At 37.7% G+C, this 14,815-nt stretch carries 10 protein-coding genes; 8 read left to right on the top strand and 2 right to left on the bottom strand.

Annotated features, from left to right (window positions below):
* Positions 1-290: 290 nt before the first annotated feature.
* Positions 291-1,769, bottom strand: coding sequence for a glycerol kinase GlpK (gene glpK, locus CXF79_RS19630; RefSeq protein WP_101157360.1), 1,479 nt, complete (start codon positions 1,767-1,769; stop codon positions 291-293).
* Positions 1,770-1,989: 220 nt separating this feature from the next.
* Here glpK and CXF79_RS19625 point away from each other — a divergent pair, with 220 nt between their 5' ends.
* From CXF79_RS19625 to CXF79_RS19595, 7 genes are all read left to right on the top strand, one after another.
* On the top strand, positions 1,990-2,748 hold the full coding sequence (locus CXF79_RS19625; protein WP_101157357.1) for a DeoR/GlpR family transcriptional regulator: 759 nt from the start codon (positions 1,990-1,992) through the stop codon (positions 2,746-2,748).
* A 325-nt stretch (positions 2,749-3,073) separates the two neighbouring features.
* On the top strand, positions 3,074-4,612 hold the full coding sequence (gene glpD, locus CXF79_RS19620; RefSeq protein WP_101157355.1) for a glycerol-3-phosphate dehydrogenase: 1,539 nt from the start codon (positions 3,074-3,076) through the stop codon (positions 4,610-4,612).
* Positions 4,613-4,705: 93 nt separating this feature from the next.
* Positions 4,706-5,749: a type I glyceraldehyde-3-phosphate dehydrogenase gene (gene gap / locus CXF79_RS19615; RefSeq protein WP_101157353.1), complete on the top strand. Its 1,044-nt coding sequence runs from the start codon at positions 4,706-4,708 to the stop codon at positions 5,747-5,749.
* Positions 5,746-7,200 (top strand): pyruvate kinase, encoded by a 1,455-nt coding sequence (pyk, locus tag CXF79_RS19610; protein WP_101157351.1) that lies wholly within the window; start codon positions 5,746-5,748, stop codon positions 7,198-7,200. The genes gap and pyk overlap by 4 nt, the downstream gene beginning before the upstream one ends.
* Before the next feature lie 109 nt (positions 7,201-7,309).
* Positions 7,310-8,617, top strand: a complete 1,308-nt coding sequence (gene eno / locus CXF79_RS19605) for a phosphopyruvate hydratase (protein ID WP_101157348.1) — start codon at positions 7,310-7,312, stop codon at positions 8,615-8,617.
* Positions 8,614-9,366, top strand: coding sequence for a triose-phosphate isomerase (gene tpiA / locus CXF79_RS19600; protein ID WP_101157346.1), 753 nt, complete (start codon positions 8,614-8,616; stop codon positions 9,364-9,366). Before eno ends, tpiA begins: the two co-directional genes overlap by 4 nt.
* Positions 9,367-9,904: 538 nt before the next feature.
* A complete protein-coding gene (locus tag CXF79_RS19595; RefSeq protein ID WP_101157344.1) occupies positions 9,905-10,996 on the top strand; it encodes an ABC transporter ATP-binding protein in 1,092 nt (363 codons plus the stop codon).
* A gap of 188 nt (positions 10,997-11,184) precedes the next feature.
* On the opposite strand, the gene CXF79_RS19590 is transcribed toward CXF79_RS19595, so the two are convergent.
* The gene (locus CXF79_RS19590) at positions 11,185-13,059 is read right to left on the bottom strand and encodes a sigma-54-dependent Fis family transcriptional regulator (RefSeq protein ID WP_101157342.1); all 1,875 of its coding nucleotides are present in this window, start codon (positions 13,057-13,059) and stop codon (positions 11,185-11,187) included.
* A gap of 661 nt (positions 13,060-13,720) precedes the next feature.
* Here CXF79_RS19590 and CXF79_RS19585 point away from each other — a divergent pair.
* Positions 13,721-14,809 carry an ABC transporter ATP-binding protein gene (locus tag CXF79_RS19585; RefSeq protein ID WP_101157340.1) on the top strand — a complete coding sequence of 363 codons (1,089 nt, stop codon included), beginning with the start codon at positions 13,721-13,723 and terminating at the stop codon, positions 14,807-14,809.
* Positions 14,810-14,815: the final 6 nt, after the last annotated feature.

The raw sequence follows: 14,815 nt of genomic DNA, 5'->3' as shown, positions 1-14,815 counted from the left end.
TAAGTTTCAGATCGATTTAGGATCGTTTCCGCCATCATATAGTGAGATAGGTTTTGACATTAATTTTGACTTGTTCTTGCGTATTGAAAGCATTGGCTATTTATTGCTCTTAGATCAAGCTATTCAGATTAGAAGACAAGCTTGAAATAATTTCAAACTAGTCCTCTAATAATTACCATATCTGCGATTAAGTTTTAATCTTATCGAGGCAGCATAAAATGGTAATTATGCTGTTGTTATACCATCCTAAATGAACAGGCTTTGCCGAAAGTAATGAACCAAGTGTTTTATTAACTTTGCACGCGCCGTACAGCATTTTTCCAACCATCGTATAAACTATCACGAGTTGGCTTATCAAAATTAGGTTCAAAGCGCTTTTCCCGCTGCCACATATCTTCTAACTCTTCAAGTGAGTCATATATTCCAGCTTTTAGTCCTGCAAGATATGCGACACCTAATGCTGTTGTTTCAGTAATTTGTGGGCGGTCAACCGTCGCGCCTAAAATGTCAGCAAGAAATTGCATCACCCAGTTATTTGCTACCATGCCACCATCAACTCGTAATGCAATCGGTCTTTCACCATCACTTTCCATCGCTTTTTGTAAATCTTTAGTTTGATAACAAACTGATTGCAAACCAGCGGTAACAATTTCTTTAATGCCTGTATCTCGAGTTAAACCGAAGATAGCTCCACGGGCATTTGGATCCCAATAGGGGGCACCTAATCCTGTAAATGCAGGTACTAAATATACACCGTGATCAACAGGGGTTTGTCGTGCTAAAGGTTCAGTATCTCCTGCGTCATTAATTAGTTTAAGACCGTCTCGCAACCATTGAACCGTTGCCCCTGCAATAAAAATACTGCCTTCCAAAGCGTAGGTTACTTTGCCATTGATTCGATAGGCTACGGTTGATAGCAACCTATTTTCTGATTTCAACGCGATATCACCTGTATTGACAATCATAAAACAACCTGTGCCATAGGTACTTTTGGCCATACCTTCTCGGAAACAGGTTTGTCCAAATAACGCTGCTTGCTGATCACCAGCCATACCTAATATAGGAATTTCAATCCCCAGAATGTCCTTATCTGTGACACCAAAGTCATCGGAAGAGTCCATCACTTCGGGTAATAAAGTGCGAGGGATATTGAAAATGGTTAATAAATCTTCATCCCACTCCTGTGTATGTATATTAAATAACATAGTGCGTGATGCATTGGTTGCATCTGTGCGATGTTCTTTTCCACCCGTTAACTTCCATAATAAATAAGTATCTACTGTACCAAACGCTAGCTCACCTTTTTCAGCACGGGCACGAGCACCATCAACGTTGTCCAAAATCCAGCGTATCTTTGTCGCGGAAAAATACGGGTCAATTAATAATCCTGTTTTCTCACTTATTAACGGCTCTAAATTTTCGTCTTTAAGTTGCTGACAATATTCGCTGGTACGACGGTCTTGCCAAACGATGGCTCGATAAAGCGGTTGACCTGTTTTACGATCCCATATCAGTGTAGTTTCACGTTGATTGGTGATGCCAATAGCTCTGACTACATCTTTACTCGGATCAACTTTGGCAATGACCTGCTGAAAGGTGCGCTCTACCGTTTGCCATATATCTGCTGGCTCATGTTCAATCCAACCATCATTTGGATAATATTGTGGAAACTCCTCTTGGGCAGAATGCACACTACGGCCTTCACGGTTAAATAAGATAGCCCTAGAGCTTGTGGTACCTTGATCAATAGCTAAAATATAATCACTCATGTAAATTCCAAATTCGTCGTTAAGTTTTCATTAATGTTCGATAATGTTCACTTTATAGCCTTAATGTAGTAATTACAACAGCACAAATAATATTATTAGCTAAATATATTTGCTAATTATTTTGTTGCTGGCAAAATAGTTGGTTTAAAGCTGCAATATTTTATTCTTAGCCAAACGGCTTATTGCAAAATTGATACTTTAACCGTTAAGGTACAAATAAATGACACAACAGGAACGACAAACATTAATTCTTGATAAAATTAAACAGACTGGTTTTGTTACCATTGATGAATTAGTCGATCATTTTAAAGTAACACCACAAACCGTGCGTCGAGATCTTAATCAGTTAGCAAAAGCAAAAAAAATTACCCGCCATCACGGTGGAGCAGGTATCGAGTCTAGTACTTCGAATACAGATTATCAAACACGAAAAATTATGGATCTTCAAGAGAAAGAAAAAATTGCATCTGAGTTAGTAAAGATGATCCCTGATGGGTCCTCGATTTTCATTAATATAGGTACTACAAATGAAACTATTGCACAGGCTCTTTTGAACCATAAAGGCCTTCAAATCGTGACCAACAACTTAAATGTGGCCTCTATTCTTGGTGCCAAAGAGGATTTTTCAGTTGTTATTGCTGGTGGCGAAGTACGGCATAGGGATGGCGGTGTTATTGGAGAAGCAACGGAAGAATTTATCAAAAATTTCCGTATGGATTTTGGTATTATTGGTATCAGTGGTATAGATTTAGACGGGTCACTATTAGATTTTGATTATCGAGAAGTTAGGGTAGCCCAAGCCATTATAGCTAATTCTCGTCAGGTACTTTTAGCCGCTGCTCATTCAAAATTTGGTCGTAATGCCATGGTTCGCTTGGGTAACATCAGTCAAGCAGATCATTTTTTTACCGACGCAACACCGCCAGCAGAAATACAGCAGATCCTTTTAGATCAAAGAGTTACTTTACATATTACTTAAAGCTAAGTCATAAAATATTATAAAGCATTTCGAACTAACGCTAGTTAATAATGCTTTCATTTCCCTAAAGCAAACCTTCTTTGAATAGATAAATTAATACCTTTCACTAATTAAAATATAATCCTGATAATTATCATAAGCATATCGTTTGCAGTATAAAAATAATCTCTATTTATGTTCGTAAATGTTCACTTTGTGTTGATATTCTTTCGTTTAGTGGTTATCGTATATAAAAACAACATTGCTAAACAAATAAATATACATAAGCAACGGGGAAGTTAGCATTTTAGCTAAATTCCTGCTTGCGGTAATTAAAGAGGATAATATGAAAGCTGAAAATGATATTCATGATTTATTAGTCATTGGTGGGGGGATCAACGGTGTAGGTATTGCAGCCGATGCTGCTGGCAGAGGACTGAATGTTGTACTGTGTGAAATGAATGACCTTGCATCATCAACTTCATCTAATAGCAGTAAGCTCATTCATGGTGGATTACGCTATCTTGAATATTATGAATTTCGCTTAGTACGAGAAGCGCTTGCAGAACGTGAAGTGTTATTAAAGAATGCGCCGCATATTATAAGACCGCTACGTTTTCGATTGCCTCATCGTCGGCATTTACGTCCGTCATGGATGATCAGAATAGGCCTGTTCATGTATGATCATTTAGCTAAACGTGTAACTTTAAAAGGTTCGCACGGTATAAAGTTTGATAAAAAAAGTCCTGTCGTTGATAAAATAACTAAGGGTTTCGAATATTCAGATGCTTCTGTTGATGATGCGCGTTTAGTGGTGCTTAATGCCATAGCTGCTAGAGATAAAGGTGCGCGTATTATGACACGCACTCGTTGTTCCAATGCTAAGAGAGTGGGCGATATTTGGGAAGTAACCCTTCATGATAATCAAACAGGGCAAAAACAGGTTGTTAAAACTAAAGCGTTAGTAAATGCTGCGGGTCCATGGGTAACAAGTTTCTTTGATAACGCATTAAAAATCCGATCACCTAAAGAAATTCGTTTGATTAAAGGTAGCCATATCATAGTGCCGCGTATTCATACCGAGTCGCAGGCCTATATCTTACAAAATGAAGATAATCGCATAGTTTTTGTTATTCCTTATGAAGACGACTTTTCTTTAATCGGCACTACTGATGTAGAGCATTTAGGCGATCCGGCCACTGCATGTATTTCAAAAGAAGAAACTGACTATTTAATTTCTGTAGTTAATGATCATTTTAAGCATAAAATTTCGACGAAAGATATTGTATGGACTTATTCTGGTGTGCGACCGTTACTTGATGACGAATCTGATTCAGCAGCGGCGGTAACCCGTGATTATACCTTTGAAGTGGATGCGCCTCAGGGAAAAGCACCCTTATTGTCAGTGTTCGGTGGCAAGCTCACTACTTATCGTAAATTATCTGAAGCAGCGGTTAATGGAATTATTGAGCACTTTCCAGATGCGGGCAAAAGTTGGACAGCTGATGCTGCATTGCCCGGTGGAGATTTCGATAATCAACACAATTTACAAACCAAGTTGCAACGTCAATATAATTGGTTACCGCGTAAAATAATTAATCGTTATGTTCGCTCTTACGGCACACTTAGCCATGAAATATGTGCAGGACTTAATTCGCTTGAAGATATGGGACAACATTTTGGTGCTGGCTTATATCAACAAGAAGTTGAGTATTTAATAGAGCACGAATGGGCTGTTGATCTGGAAGACATCATATGGCGCCGCAGCAAACTAGGTTTGCAGTTAACTCAAGTAGAAAAAAACACACTGGAAAATTATCTTTTGCCGTGGACTGACAGTAAAAAAGTTACGTCAAAGATTGGCCTCCTACAAAAACAAGCATAACTCTTCTATCCCCTACATCAAATACAGTACTAATCTTGGCTGCGTTAGTTAGCTAAGATTAGTAATAAAAATAACAACTAATAGAGATAACTTATGACAATTCGAGTAGCAATAAACGGTTATGGCCGCATAGGTCGTAATATTTTGCGAGCACTGTACGAATCTAATTACCGCAACGATATTGAAATAGTGGCGATTAATGACTTAGGTGATACAGCCTTTAATGCCCATCTTACTAAATATGATTCTGTACATGGTCGGTTTCCTGGTTCAGTAGAAGTTAATGATGAGAAGATCATTATTAATGGAGACCCCATAGTCACTCTTTCTGAGCGTGATCCACGACAATTACCATGGAAAGAACTTGAGATTGATGTGGTTTATGAATGTACGGGCTTTTTCACTAGTCGTGATAAAGCCATGGGGCATATTGAAGCTGGCGCGATAAAAGTGATAATTTCAGCCCCTGCTAATGATGCAGACGCTACTGTTGTTTATGGGGTTAACCATGATTGTTTAACGACTGAAAGTCAGATCATTTCAAATGCTTCGTGTACAACTAATTGTTTGGCTCCCGTTGCCAAAGCATTAAATGATTCAATAGGCATTGAACAAGGTTCAATGACAACCATACATGCCTACACCAATGATCAAAATTTAAATGATGTTTATCATAGTGATATTTATCGTGCTCGTTCAGCAACCCAATCAATGATCCCAACCAAAACAGGTGCAGCCCAAGCTGTTGGGCTAGTTTTACCTGAATTAGATGGAAAGCTTGATGGGATGGCGGTACGAGTACCAACAATTAACGTTTCATTGGTTGATTTTACTTTTATTGCCAGTCGCGATACTACACTTGAAGAAATAAATAATGCTATCAGATCTGCATCGCAAGGACCTATGAAAGGCGTGCTAGCGTTTAATGAAGAGCCGCTTGTTTCTGTAGATTTTAATCATATTGCTGAATCGTCAAATTTTGATGCAACACAAACATGTATTAATGGTCGTTTAATCAAAGTGATGTCTTGGTATGATAATGAATGGGGTTTTTCTAACCGCATGCTCGATAATACCCTTGCTTTGATGGACGTTTATCGTGCTAAAACTAAAAAGTCAGCAGGTGAAGCAGCATGATTAGACGTACTAAAATAGTGGCGACACTTGGTCCTGCAACAGATGAACCAGCGGTGCTTGAGCGATTGATTATAGCGGGCGTTAATGTGGTTCGTTTAAATTTTTCTCATGGTAAAGCAGAAGATCATCAACAACGTGCTGATTTAGTGCGTGAATTGGCGCATAAAAATGGCAGAACTGTTGCCATTCTAGGCGATTTGCAAGGCCCAAAAATCCGTATTGCACAATTTAAAGAAGGACCGATAAAACTTAATTTAGGTGACCGCTTTAATCTTGATGCCTCACTAGATAAAACTGCCGGCGATCAACAGCAAGTAGGCCTAGATTACACCAGTTTGCCCGACGAAGTTATTGTTGGCAATCGCTTACTGTTAGACGATGGACGTGTAGTACTGCAAGTAGAAGCCATTAACGGTACTTGTATTGAAACAAGGGTTGTTGTTGCGGGTAAGTTATCAAATAACAAAGGCATAAATCGTGAAGGCGGTGGGCTTTCAGCCGGTGCTTTAACCGAAAAAGACTTTACTGATATCAAATTAGCCGCAAAAATTAATGTTGATTACTTAGCGGTTTCTTTCGTGCGATGTCCTGACGACCTACACCAGGCTCGCCAAGCCTATGAGCTTGCCAGTAATGGCAGACGCGTCGATATTGTTTCCAAAATTGAACGCGCTGAAGCTGTTGCTGATAATGACTTGCTTGACAGCATTATTATTGCCTCTGATGTGGTGATGGTAGCGCGTGGAGACTTAGGTGTTGAAATAGGTGATGCTGCGCTGATTGCCGTACAAAAGCATTTAATCAAACGTTCTCGTGAACTGCAAAAAGTGGTTATAACAGCGACCCAAATGATGGAGTCGATGATTGAGAGTCCATTACCTACAAGGGCAGAAGTGTTTGATGTTGCTAACGCGGTATTAGATGGCACCGATGCCGTGATGTTGTCGGGTGAAACGGCTGCAGGTGGTTTTCCTGTTGAGGCTGTTGAAGCAATGGATCGAATTATCATGGGGGCAGAATGTCACCCACAATCTCATGTATCTGAACATCGTTTACATGAAGACTTTACTGCCGCTGATGAATCTGTGGCGATGGCAACTATGTACACAGCCAACCACTTATCTGGTGTTAAAGCGATTATTAGCTTAACTGAAACCGGAAATACGGCATTACTGATGTCGCGTATTAGCTCAAGTATCCCAATTTTTGCTTTTACACATCAACAAAAAACGGAAAATAGAGTAGCGCTTTATCGAGGTGTTGTTCCTGTAACTTATAACTTCGACTCAATCTCTTTTGAGCAAGTTAACCAAAGTGTTGTTGACGAACTCGTTCGTCGTGGAGAAGTTGTTGAAGGAGATTGGATTATTATCTCTAAAGGTGATTTTTGTAATATCCATGGCGGCACCAATGCAATGAACATAGTGCAGGTTAAACATAATGCAAGTTAACGATTAATTACTTAAATCAGCAACTAAATCGAGTCATTAGAATAGGCTTTTTGACTCGTTAAAATATGCATTTATCACCGATGTAAATTGTTAATAAAGAGATAAAAACATGAATAAAATTAGTAAAATAATTGCCAGAGAAATTCTTGATTCTCGCGGTAATCCCACCGTAGAAGCAGATGTTATTTTAACGTCAGGACAAATGGGTACAGCTTGTGCGCCATCAGGTGCGTCAACAGGTTCAAGAGAAGCATTAGAACTTAGAGATGGCGACAAAAGCCGTTACCATGGTAAGGGTGTATTAAAAGCTGTTGAGGCTATTAATGGACCAATCAACCAAGCTTTGATTGGGTTTAATGCGCTAAATCAACAAGCAATAGATCAAACGATGATTGAGCTGGACGGTACCGAAAATAAATCAAGTTTAGGTGCTAATGCTATTCTCGCCGTTTCACTGGCAGTTGCCAAGGTAGCTGCCTTATCAAATAAACAACCACTTTATCAGCATCTTGCAGCACTTTTCGGTAGTTTGGATAAGTTATCGTTGCCGTTACCTATGATGAATATAATCAATGGTGGTGAGCATGCGGATAACAATATTGATATTCAAGAGTTCATGATTCAACCGGTAGGTGCAAAGAGATTTAGTGAAGGTTTACGCATGGGCGCTGAAGTTTTTCAACAACTGAAAAAAGTATTAGCAGAGCGTGGGTTGAATACGGCCGTTGGTGATGAAGGTGGTTTTGCTCCCGATTTAGCTTCTAACGAAGAAGCATTGGTTGTTATTAAAGAAGCCGTTGAACAGGCAGGTTATGAATTAGGAAAAGATTTTACTCTGGCCTTGGATTGTGCAGCAAGTGAGTTTTATCATGAAGGCCGATACGTGCTTGCGGGTGAAAATAAATCGTTCGATGCTGAAGGATTTTCAGACTATTTAGCAGAATTAACCGAAAAGTATCCTATTGTCTCTATAGAAGATGGCTTGGACGAAAGTGATTGGCAAGGCTGGGCATATTTAACCAAAATACTCGGTGACAAAATTCAGTTGGTAGGTGATGACCTTTTCGTGACAAATACACAAATACTTAGTCAAGGGATCAAGAAAAATATTGCTAATTCCATCCTGATTAAATTTAATCAAATAGGCACCTTAACTGAAACATTTGAGGCCATTAATATGGCACAATTGGCTGGGTATTCAGTGATTATTTCTCATCGTTCAGGTGAAACAGAAGATACTACCATTGCTGATCTAGCCGTAGCAACTTGCGCAGGACAAATTAAAACGGGTTCACTTTCACGTTCTGATCGTGTGGCTAAATATAATCGCCTGTTACGAATTGAAGAAGAACTTAGTGGTCAATATATTTATAATGGTCTTGCTGAAGTTTATGGTCAGAAAGGTTATAAGTCATGAGACAAGCCCTAATTATCGGTAACTGGAAAATGAATGGCAATTTAGCTGAAAATGATGAATTGCTTAATACTATTAGTAAATCATATGATTCAAATGATGAAATCGAAGTTGTAGTTTGCCCTCCTTCCATCTACATGGCTCAAATAAGTCAGCAGTTATTAAATAGTAAAATAAAATACGGAGCCCAGAATGTGAGTGCAAACAGAAACGGCGCTTTTACTGGTGAAGTTTCAACGGCAATGTTGCATGATCTTGGCTGTTCTTATGTCTTGCTTGGTCACTCAGAGCGTAGATGCCTCAACCATGAAAGTGATGAACAAATAGCGGATAAATTTTCGGCAGCGGTTCAAGCTGAAATTACTCCTGTACTTTGTGTTGGTGAAACGCTAACCCAGCGTCAATCTAAAGAGACATTTTTAGTTATTGCGGAGCAAATTTCAATCATTATTGAAGAAGTAGGGATTAAGGGGTTTGAGCATGCCGTCATTGCTTATGAACCTATATGGGCTATAGGTACCGGTGAAACAGCAAGTCCTGAACAAGCGCAAGCTGTTCATGCTCAAATTCGACGTCAATTAGCTGAGCATGATCTTAACATTTCTAAGAATATACAGGTTATTTACGGAGGGAGTGTGAATGCAGATAATGCAAAAGCATTATTCGCACAACAGGATGTTGATGGCGCTTTAGTAGGCGGTTCCTCATTAAACGCAGATGATTTTCTTAACATTTGCAAAGCTTATAACTAACCCCTCTCAATATAAATATTAACGTGTTGAATGCAAAGTTAATGGCTTTTGTTTCAACACGTTAATCTACATTTTTTAGCTTCTGCAACATTTATCGTATATCACTATCAATACTCTTTATAAATTCCAATAAAACAACATACTTTCAAGGTCTCGTTGTACTCTATTGCGATTGAAATTTGACCAATCAGTAATCAACATAAAGCCTATTTACAATGAACAATCAAAAGATATTAAGTAGTATTCTTGGCTAGATTACTTTATATATTTTAACCCTGCCTATGTAGTTTGTTCAGGTAACACTGCCATTATCGGAAATCACAACAAATCAACTTAATCTTTCACCATGTCTTGTAGTTTAGCATTATTGAAATTCTAGATTTATAGTGTTCCCATGACACCTCCTGAGTAAGCTACATAGGCATATAAATAAAAGAGGGGTTTTTGATTACGATCAAACAGACATTAATCATAAATTGTCATACTATAGCTAATAAGGAAGCTAGTAAGGAAGCTAGTAAGTAAATTGAGTAATTTTATGTCGATAGTTTTAGAAAGCCTATGCTACAAAGTAAATGGTAAAGCACGTATTCATAATGTGAATCTAGTACTGGAACCTGGCTCTTTTAACGTGTTACTTGGTAAGAAAGGCGGGAAAAAAGCGGGAAAAACTACCTTAATGCGATTGATTGCGGGGTTGGAATCACCTTCATCAGGACGTATTTTAAAAAATGGTGTTGATTTAGCTAAAGTGCCGGTTCAGCAGCGTAATGTTTCAATGGTACATCATCAGTTTATTAATTATCCCCATTTAACAGTCAGAGATAATATTGCTTCCCCCTTGCGCGTAATCGGCCTTAAAAAATCTGAAATCGAACGTAAAGTAAATGAAGTTGCTGCCTTGTTACACATAGAATCTTGCTTAGATCGTTACCCTCTTGAACTTTCGGGTGGTCAGCAGCAAAGAACTGCAATGGCACGGGCTTTAGTCAAAGATGCCGATATCATTTTATTAGATGAACCTTTGGTGAACCTTGATTATAAATTGCGTGAAGAATTACGTAATGAAATAAGAGATTTATTGGCAGCACGCAACTGTATTGCTATTTATGCAACAACAAACCCTAAAGTAGCCATGGCATTAGGGGGGAAATCGATATTGATGCATGAAGGACGGGTGATTCAAGAGGGGGAAGCTAGTGTTGTTTACAATCAACCTATTAATGTTGATGCCGCCAAGCTTTGTAGTGATCCTGAAATGAATTTAATCGAAGGAAGTATCACTGACAATGAAATTGTTTTTTATAATACGCTACGATACCCTTTAAGCTCACAAATTTCTGAATTAGCACCAGGAGATTATCGTTTTGGTATACGACCGAGTCACCTTAAATTTGTGCCTGCAGATGATAGCGATTTGGAATTATCAATGATAGTTGATTTAGCCGAAATTAGCGGCTCTGAAAGCATGATAAGACTTTCTAATAAGCACTTTTCTCTAGTTATGCACTTAGCTGGCGTACATGAGTATCACACTGATGCAAAGATTAAGGTCTACATGCCGATACATAAATTTTTTGTCTTTGGTACTAATAATTTATTGATTAAAGCGCCAGTTTTAACCTATTAAATTACCCGTTGATTTATGGCTCTGTTCCATAAGACTGCTATTTATCGCTCAAATTCTTATTTGTTAATACGCTAGAGATAAGGTTAACTTTGTAGTAAAAGTTGCTGGTAAACAGGCTCTATAAGGGCTAACGCTCAATTTATATTATGGGACGACAGCAAACGGAAACAGAGCCTAATTTATAGTGCTTAACGGATGCCTATTTCTTTTAAACGTTTATATAAGGTATTTCTACTGATGGCTAATGCTTTCGCTGTTTGTGAAATATTACCTTTATATTCATTGTATACATGAAGTAATTCTGCTTTATCTGCTGAGACTTTATCCTCGACGGTCAGGTGTTCAATTGTTTGTTCACTTTGAACAGTTTCACTATTGACGACCTGTTTTTTATTGATTTTACTTTCTTTAAGATCTTCAAAAAAATCATCCGGTAAGTGTCTTGTTTGGATAGGCTCATCATCAGACATTGCTTGAGCTATTTGAATGACACTAACCAACTGACGGACATTTCCTGGCCAAGGGTGTTGATTAAACAACTCAACTATCTCAAGAGATAGTTTTTCATTTTCACTGCCATGACTATAAAGAGCATTGACTTGATGAAAGAGCTGTTTTCTATCCGTTCGTTCACGTAAAGGTGGCAGCTCAAGGTTGAGTCCACTGACTCGATAATATAAATCTTGCCTAAATTGACCCGAATCAACATCCTTTCTTAAACTACGGTTAGTTGCCGATATGAGTTTGATGTCAACGTGATAGCTTTCTGTAGAACCTAGAGGAGTCACTGTCCTTTCTTGTAAAACACGCAATAGCCTACTTTGTACACTAAGTGGCATTTCTCCTATTTCATCAAGAAATAAAGTTCCCTTATGTGCTTTACGGATAAAGCCTATTGAGCCCTTACTTGATGCACCAGTAAATGCACCACTTTCATAACCAAACAGTTCTGATTCAACTAAATCACTGGGAATTGCGGCGCAATTAACTGCAACAAGTGGGTGCATTCTTCGTTGGCTAAAGTGATGTAAGCCTTTGACAAATACTTCTTTACCAACACCTGTTTCACCATGAATAAGAATAGGGATATCTTTATCAATAATACGTTCAGCCTGTTCAATACAACGTGAAATTTTTTCATCTCCAAAGCTAAACTGTTCTAATGAAATAATATCAATGTCCGATTTTGTAGCTGTATTGTTACGAAAATCAATAGGCTGTATTTCATTTTTTATCGGCGCTTTAATAAAACCATGCATCTGATATTTATTTAATGCTCTAAAGGAAAATGGCAGGTTAGAAAGCTGACTCTTCAATTTTTGTAAGGGAACATCAAAAATATCGGCGATATTTACTAAGGTAAGGTCGTAACATAATAATATTTCAGCCCGTCGATTTGCAGAGATAATCGTACCTCCTTCGTTGAAAACGATTATTCCAGACCATTGACTATCTAAATTATCAAAATTTGTATTAAAGGTAAGTAAGAAATGCTCATCGCTAAAAGTACTGATGATTAGTCTATTTTCAATACTTTGTGACATTAACTTTACCATGCCCAATGTATGGGATTGTGGTAAATAGGCATCACTAGAAATATCAAGGATACCCAACAAGGTACGGTTCACATCATAAATAGGTGACGCAGATCCGATCATGAAGCGATTAGCTTTTAAAAAGTGGTCATCTTGCTGAATTTGTACTGCTTCACCACAAGCTAGCGCAGTACCAATAGCATTAGTGCCATTATTTCTTTCTTTCCAATCAACACCTTTTTCAAAAAGTGCCTTATTAGGTGAGGCAAGGAAACGCTTATCTCCCCAGCTATTTAAGACTTGCCCCTGATTATCAGTAAGCAGAATCAAACATTGAGTATTCGATAGGATATTTTCGTAATAAGGTAATACCTCATTATTAGTCGTGTTAATAAGTCGATGATACTCTTCATCTAAAGAGCTTTGGTCGCTTTGTCCCAAGCGTTGTAATTGAGGTTTGCTTGATTGTTCTAAACCATAAAGCTCACAACGTTGCCAAGACTCCTTAATTTTATCATCATCTTTCACCCGCTTTTCCTCATACTATTAATAGCAACATCTGCAAATTCAAGCTGGCCTATGTTGATATTAATGTTTGTCTTGAAAATTACATCAGAGAACGAGCATATTACTTTTCACTATTTGAACAGTTTGAACAGTTTGAACAAACAAATTCTACTCATTATTATACAATTTATAGGTGTTTTGGTTTGTTTAGTCAACAGTAAGGAAATGTTTTAAGTATAAGTTAAAATGATGGTTTTTTAAGTTTGTATTTAAAGTTATTTAAAAACAATGCAATAGGGTTTTGTTTTTTATTATTAGTGAATATATTTGATTTATAATAATTTAATTATAATCTGTTAGTCCTAGTATATGGAATGTGGAAATCCTTAACTGTTCAATAAATATTGTTCAAAAAATGTGTTGAACGTGTTCATAAAAAAAAATTATGAACATTTTTGAACAGTTTTGAACAACCTTCGTTTTTTAAAATTTAAAGTAAATAAAAAACACTGTTATTTTTAATCTAATTATAACAATGACTTATCATTTTTTATTGCAATTTATTACGAATTGTTACACTTTGGCTTAATGAATGCAGGATAGGGTTATGACAAAAGATTTGCTCATAAATTTGAACAATGATTTATGTGAAATATAAATATGAATGGGAGAATTCAATAACATGTCACTCGTTTTAGAAAATTTAGGTTATGTTGTCGATGGTGAAACTTACCTTAGCGATGTAAACCTGAAATTAGAACCCGGTTCCTTCAATGTACTTTTAGGTCGTACACTTGCTGGAAAAACGTCACTTATGCGCCTTATGGCAGGACTAGATAAACCCACGTCTGGCAGTATTTATATGGATGGTCAAGATGTGACCAATATAGCTGTTCAACAGCGAAATATTTCCATGGTGTATCAGCAATTTATAAATTACCCTAATTTAACTGTGCGTGAAAATATAGCATCACCATTGAGAATAGCAAAAACTAAAGAGTCAGAGATCACGAGGCGTGTTAATGAAACGGCGGCTATTTTGCAAATAGAACCTTTTTTAGATCGACATCCTCTTGAGCTCTCAGGTGGACAACAACAACGTTGCTCAATGGCACGAGCATTAGTCAAAGATGCAGGTATCATATTATTCGACGAGCCCCTAGTTAATCTTGATTATAAGTTACGGGAAGAGTTACGAGCAGAATTACGCGACTTATTTCAAGAACGTAATGCGATTGCCATATACGCTACAACCGAACCAAATGAAGCGATGGCTTTAGGTGGGGTAACAACGTTATTACATGAAGGACAAGTCATACAAACTGGTCCTGCAACTCAAGTATATCGTAATCCTGTTAATGCTGATGCCGCAAAACTCTTCAGTGAGCCCGCTATCAATCTCATTCCAGGTCGCCTTAGTAATAGTGAAGTCACTTTTGATGAATCCGTTCATTTTCCACTCGATCATGATTTAAGTAAGATTAAACCTGGAGATTACACCTTTGGTGTATTGCCAAGTCATATTGGTTTAGTACCTAATCATGATGATGATTTGGAGCTTTCAATGCGTATGCAATTAGCCGAAATTAGTGGTTCTGAAACTTATATGCATGTTGTTAATGACCATTTTGATTTAATTATACAACTGTCAGGTGTCGTAAGTTTCCATATTGGCGACCCCATCAAAGTCTATTTACCTACACATAAACTTTTTGTTTTTGACCAAGCAGGTAATACTATTCAAACACCATCTCAACGTATCACGAGGTAACAAATT

This window comes from Colwellia sp. Bg11-28 (assembly GCF_002836245.1).
GTDB classification, from domain to species: Bacteria; Pseudomonadota; Gammaproteobacteria; order Enterobacterales; family Alteromonadaceae; genus Colwellia; species Colwellia psychrerythraea_A.
Note: the sequence above shows the minus strand (reverse complement) of the source record. Positions and strands in the feature narration are given on the sequence as shown.

What these genes read in the sequence shown, in the direction of transcription:
- tpiA (WP_101157346.1), top strand. Translation starts at nt 8,614, where the DNA reads ATGAGACAAGCCCTAATTATCGGTAACTGGAAAATGAATGGCAATTTA.
- eno (WP_101157348.1), top strand. Translation starts at nt 7,310, where the DNA reads ATGAATAAAATTAGTAAAATAATTGCCAGAGAAATTCTTGATTCTCGC.
- CXF79_RS19595 (WP_101157344.1), top strand. Translation starts at nt 9,905, where the DNA reads ATGTCGATAGTTTTAGAAAGCCTATGCTACAAAGTAAATGGTAAAGCA.
- pyk (WP_101157351.1), top strand. Translation starts at nt 5,746, where the DNA reads ATGATTAGACGTACTAAAATAGTGGCGACACTTGGTCCTGCAACAGAT.
- CXF79_RS19585 (WP_101157340.1), top strand. Translation starts at nt 13,721, where the DNA reads ATGTCACTCGTTTTAGAAAATTTAGGTTATGTTGTCGATGGTGAAACT.
- glpK (WP_101157360.1), bottom strand. Translation starts at nt 1,769, where the DNA reads ATGAGTGATTATATTTTAGCTATTGATCAAGGTACCACAAGCTCTAGG.
- CXF79_RS19625 (WP_101157357.1), top strand. Translation starts at nt 1,990, where the DNA reads ATGACACAACAGGAACGACAAACATTAATTCTTGATAAAATTAAACAG.
- gap (WP_101157353.1), top strand. Translation starts at nt 4,706, where the DNA reads ATGACAATTCGAGTAGCAATAAACGGTTATGGCCGCATAGGTCGTAAT.
- glpD (WP_101157355.1), top strand. Translation starts at nt 3,074, where the DNA reads ATGAAAGCTGAAAATGATATTCATGATTTATTAGTCATTGGTGGGGGG.